The sequence below is a fragment of the Rhodanobacter hydrolyticus genome (genome assembly GCF_044904645.1).
On record NZ_JADIKK010000006.1, the window covers coordinates 1 to 5,459 of the forward strand.

Consider the following 5,459-nt stretch of genomic DNA (forward strand, 5'->3'; position numbering starts at 1 on the left):
CTGGCGAAAGTCCCCCGCGGGAAGCGGTGTCTACGCTTCAGAGGTTTCGTCTGGAGGGGCGCAAAAAGAAACACCCTCACCGGTATCGGTGAGGGTGTTTGGGATAAAGCCCCTGGCGGTGACCTACTCTTGCATGCAAGTGCACACTACCATCGGCGCGGCTGCGTTTCACTTCCGAGTTCGGGATGGGATCGGGTGGGACCACAGCGCTATGGCCGCCAGGGAAGGGGTTGAAGCAGCGCAGATTGCGCCCGCTTCAATTCGGTTGGCAAACGAGTGACAAGCGTCCGGATTCGTTGGAACCGGCACGTGGCGAAGGCCACTTGGGGTTATATGGTCAAGCCGCACGGCTCATTAGTACGCGTAAGCTCAATGCATTGCTGCACTTCCACACCGCGCCTATCAACCACTTAGTCTAAATGGTGCCTACAGGAGAGTTGAACTCTCGGGAGATCTCATCTTGGGGCGCGCTTCCCGCTTAGATGCTTTCAGCGGTTATCGCTTCCGTTCATAGCTACCGGGCAATGCCATGGGCATGACAACCCGAACACCAGCGGAACGTCCACTCCGGTCCTCTCGTACTAGGAGCAGCCCCCCTCAAATCTCCAACGCCCACGACAGATAGGGACCGAACTGTCTCACGACGTTCTGAACCCAGCTCGCGTACCACTTTAAATGGCGAACAGCCATACCCTTGGGACCGGCTACAGCCCCAGGATGTGATGAGCCGACATCGAGGTGCCAAACACCGCCGTCGATATGAACTCTTGGGCGGTATCAGCCTGTTATCCCCGGAGTACCTTTTATCCGTTGAGCGATGGCCCTTCCATACAGAACCACCGGATCACTAAGACCTACTTTCGTACCTGCTTGATCCGTCGATCTTGCAGTCAAGCACGCTTATGCCTTTGCACACAGTGCGCGATGTCCGACCGCGCTGAGCGTACCTTCGTGCTCCTCCGTTACTCTTTGGGAGGAGACCGCCCCAGTCAAACTACCCACCATACACGGTCCCTGACCCGGATTACGGGCCGAGGTTAGAACGTCAAGCACTTCAGGGTGGTATTTCAAGGATGGCTCCACCGAAACTAGCGTCTCGGTTTCGTAGCCTCCCACCTATCCTACACAGAAGAACTCAACGTTCAGTGTAAAGCTATAGTAAAGGTTCACGGGGTCTTTCCGTCTTGCCGCGGGAACGCTGCATCTTCACAGCGATTTCAATTTCACTGAGTCTCGGGTGGAGACAGCGCCGCTGTCGTTACGCCATTCGTGCAGGTCGGAACTTACCCGACAAGGAATTTCGCTACCTTAGGACCGTTATAGTTACGGCCGCCGTTTACTGGGGCTTCGATCAAGAGCTTCGCCTTGCGGCTGACCCCATCAATTAACCTTCCAGCACCGGGCAGGCGTCACACCCTATACGTCCACTTTCGTGTTTGCAGAGTGCTGTGTTTTTGATAAACAGTCGCAGCGGCCAGGTTACTGCGACCCTTCTCAGCTCAGCTACGCATGTAGCCACCAAAAAGGGCGCACCTTCTCCCGAAGTTACGGTGCCATTTTGCCTAGTTCCTTCACCCGAGTTCTCTCAAGCGCCTTGGGATTCTCACCCTGCCTACCAGTGTCGGTTTACGGTACGGTTTTTCTTAAGCTGAAGCTTAGTGGCTTTTCCTGGAAGCGTGGTATCAGTCACTTCGCCCAAAAGGGCTCGTCTCGGTGCTCGGCATAAAGAGGGCCGGATTTGCCTAACCCTCATGCCTACCGCCTTTCCCCGGGACAACCAACGCCCGGTAGACCTAACCTTCTCCGTCCCCACATCGCACTTAAGAAAAGTGCTGGAATATTAACCAGCTTCCCATCGACTACGCATTTCTGCCTCGCCTTAGGGGCCGACTCACCCTGCGCCGATGAACGTTGCGCGAGGAAACCTTGGGCTTTCGGCGTGCGGGCTTTTCACCCGCATTATCGTTACTCATGTCAGCATTCGCACTTCCGATACCTCCAGCAGACTTTACAATCCACCTTCACAGGCTTACGGAACGCTCCTCTACCGCGCACACAAAGTGTGCACCCCGAGCTTCGGTGTCTAGCTTAGCCCCGTTAAATCTTCCGCGCAGACCGACTCGACCAGTGAGCTATTACGCTTTCTTTAAAGGATGGCTGCTTCTAAGCCAACCTCCTGGCTGTCTATGCCTTTCCACATCGTTTTCCACTTAGCTAGAACTTGGGGACCTTAGCTGCGGGTCTGGGTTGTTTCCCTTTTCACGACGGACGTTAGCACCCGCCGTGTGTCTCCCGGATAGTCTGTCCTGGTATTCGGAGTTTGCCATGGTTTGCTAAGTCGCGATGACCCGCTAGCCATAACAGTGCTCTACCCCCAGGAAGATTCGTCCGAGGCGCTACCTAAATAGCTTTCGAGGAGAACCAGCTATCTCCGAGTTTGTTTAGCCTTTCACTCCTATCCACAGCTCATCCCCATCTATTGCAACAGATGTGGGTTCGGTCCTCCAGTGCGTGTTACCGCACCTTCAACCTGGCCATGGATAGATCACTCGGTTTCGGGTCTACTGCCAGAGACTATGCGCCCTATTCAGACTCGGTTTCCCTTCGCCTCCCCTAGACGGTTAAGCTTGCCACTGACAGTAAGTCGCTGACCCATTATACAAAAGGTACGCAGTCACCCTTGCGGGCTTCCACTGCTTGTACGTATACGGTTTCAGGGTCTATTTCACTCCCCTCTCCGGGGTTCTTTTCGCCTTTCCCTCACGGTACTTGTTCGCTATCGGTCAGTCAGGAGTATTTAGCCTTGGAGGATGGTCCCCCCATGTTCAGACAGGGTTTCTCGTGCCCCGCCCTACTCAATTTCACACCTAATGCCCTTTCGCCTACGGGGCTATCACCCGCTATGGCCGGCTTTTCCAAACCGTTCGACTAAAACACTAGATGCTTTTGGGCTAGTCCGCGTTCGCTCGTCGCTACTGACGGAATCTCGGTTGATTTCTTTTCCTCCGGGTACTTAGATATTTCAGTTCCCCGGGTTCGCTTCCGCAACCTATGAATTCAGTTACGGATACCTATTGCTAGGTGGGTTTCCCCATTCGGACATTGCCGGATCAAAGCTTGTTGCCAGCTCCCCGACACTTTTCGCAGGCTGCCACGTCCTTCATCGCCTCTGACTGCCAAGGCATCCACCGTATACGCTTGGTCGCTTGACCATATAACCCCAAGTCGCCTCGGGATTACACGTTTCAAACCACCTGTTCGTGCCTCAACACGTGTCTCGGTTCGGTTCGAACCAAGACGCTTGTCACTCGTTTGCCAGTTTTCAAAGAACACAAGAACGGCCTCAACGCCGCCTCGCTTCAAATCTTTATGTGTGCTTGGATTTCACGCGTCACCATGGTGGAGCCAGTCGGGATCGAACCGACGACCCCCTGCTTGCAAAGCAGGTGCTCTCCCAGCTGAGCTATGGCCCCGTGGTTGGTGGGTCTGGGAGGACTCGAACCACCGGCCTCACCCTTATCAGGGGTGCGCTCTAACCACCTGAGCTACAGACCCGGAAGCTTCTTGCTAGGGACGCTACGTGAAATACAGGTGTCTTGTGTGGACGTCTTGCGCGACGAATCGCGCTGTCGTTCTCGAAAGGAGGTGATCCAGCCGCACCTTCCGATACGGCTACCTTGTTACGACTTCACCCCAGTCATGAACCACTCCGTGGTCGTCGTCCCCCTTGCGGTTAGACTAACGGCTTCTGGAGCAACTCACTCCCATGGTGTGACGGGCGGTGTGTACAAGGCCCGGGAACGTATTCACCGCAGCATAGCTGATCTGCGATTACTAGCGATTCCGACTTCACGGAGTCGAGTTGCAGACTCCGATCCGGACTGGGATCGGCTTTCTGGGATTGGCTCCACCTCGCGGTATTGCAACCCTCTGTACCGACCATTGTAGTACGTGTGTAGCCCTGGCCGTAAGGGCCATGAGGACTTGACGTCATCCCCACCTTCCTCCGGTTTGTCACCGGCAGTCTCCTTAGAGTTCCCACCATTACGTGCTGGCAACTAAGGACAAGGGTTGCGCTCGTTGCGGGACTTAACCCAACATCTCACGACACGAGCTGACGACAGCCATGCAGCACCTGTGTTCCGATTCCCGAAGGCACTCCCGCATCTCTGCAGGATTCCGGACATGTCAAGGCCAGGTAAGGTTCTTCGCGTTGCATCGAATTAAACCACATACTCCACCGCTTGTGCGGGCCCCCGTCAATTCCTTTGAGTTTCAGTCTTGCGACCGTACTCCCCAGGCGGCGAACTTAACGCGTTAGCTTCGACACTGATCTCCGAGTTGAGACCAACATCCAGTTCGCATCGTTTAGGGCGTGGACTACCAGGGTATCTAATCCTGTTTGCTCCCCACGCTTTCGTGCTTCAGCGTCAGTGTTGTCCCAGATGGCCGCCTTCGCCACTGATGTTCCTCCCGATCTCTACGCATTTCACCGCTACACCGGGAATTCCACCATCCTCTGACACACTCTAGCTCGCCAGTATCCATCGCCATTCCCAGGTTGAGCCCGGGGATTTCACGACAGACTTAACGAACCGCCTACGCACCCTTTACGCCCAGTAATTCCGATTAACGCTTGCACCCTTCGTATTACCGCGGCTGCTGGCACGAAGTTAGCCGGTGCTTATTCCTCAGGTACCGTCAGCTCCACGGGGTATTAACCCATGGCATTTCGCTCCTGATAAAAGTGCTTTACAACCCGAAGGCCTTCTTCACACACGCGGCATTGCTGGATCAGGCTTGCGCCCATTGTCCAATATTCCCCACTGCTGCCTCCCGTAGGAGTCTGGGCCGTGTCTCAGTCCCAGTGTGGCTGATCATCCTCTCAGACCAGCTATCGATCGTCGCCTTGGTAGGCCATTACCCTACCAACTAGCTAATCGAACATCGGTTCGTCCAACCGCGCGAGGTCTTGCGAGCCCCCGCTTTCTCCCTTAGGACGTATGCGGTATTAGCGTAAGTTTCCCTACGTTATCCCCCACGTTTGGGTAGATCCCGATGCATTACTCACCCGTCCGCCACTCGCCACCCGGTATTGCTACCTGTGCTGCCGTTCGACTTGCATGTGTTAGGCATGCCGCCAGCGTTCAATCTGAGCCAGGATCAAACTCTTCACTTAAGTTTTCGATCATCCGAAGACGATCTATCTTTCTGAAGCGTGACCCCAACCAGTGAAACTCATTACTGACTTTCATTTGGGTGGGACGCTTGCATTGCTTGGACAAGTCATCGACTCGCCAGCGCAAGGCGTCCACACAATTCACCTGTGCACACTGTCAAAGATCTCGTCACCGCGGAGCTTTCCGCTACAGGACATTTCGTCCCGGTGAGCCGCCTACTATACATCGTCTTTTCGGTCCGTCAACACCTTCGTCGAAGTCTCTTCAGCGCGGGTGGTG

2 tRNA genes and 3 rRNA genes are annotated in these 5,459 nt (G+C 55.0%); all 5 read right to left on the reverse strand.

Features of this window, described 5'->3' with window-relative positions:
- Positions 1-110 precede the first annotated feature (110 nt).
- Positions 111-223: ribosomal RNA gene (gene rrf / locus ISP25_RS00030) — 5S ribosomal RNA — on the reverse strand.
- A gap of 110 nt (positions 224-333) precedes the next feature.
- Positions 334-3,212: ribosomal RNA gene (locus ISP25_RS00035) — 23S ribosomal RNA — on the reverse strand.
- A 185-nt stretch (positions 3,213-3,397) separates the two neighbouring features.
- Positions 3,398-3,473, reverse strand: a tRNA-Ala gene (locus tag ISP25_RS00040).
- A gap of 5 nt (positions 3,474-3,478) precedes the next feature.
- Positions 3,479-3,555 (reverse strand) — tRNA-Ile (locus ISP25_RS00045).
- 83 nt (positions 3,556-3,638) lie between these two features.
- Positions 3,639-5,179, reverse strand: a 16S ribosomal RNA gene (locus tag ISP25_RS00050).
- The 16S, 23S and 5S rRNA genes sit together here with 2 tRNA genes alongside, the layout of an rRNA operon.
- Positions 5,180-5,459: the final 280 nt, after the last annotated feature.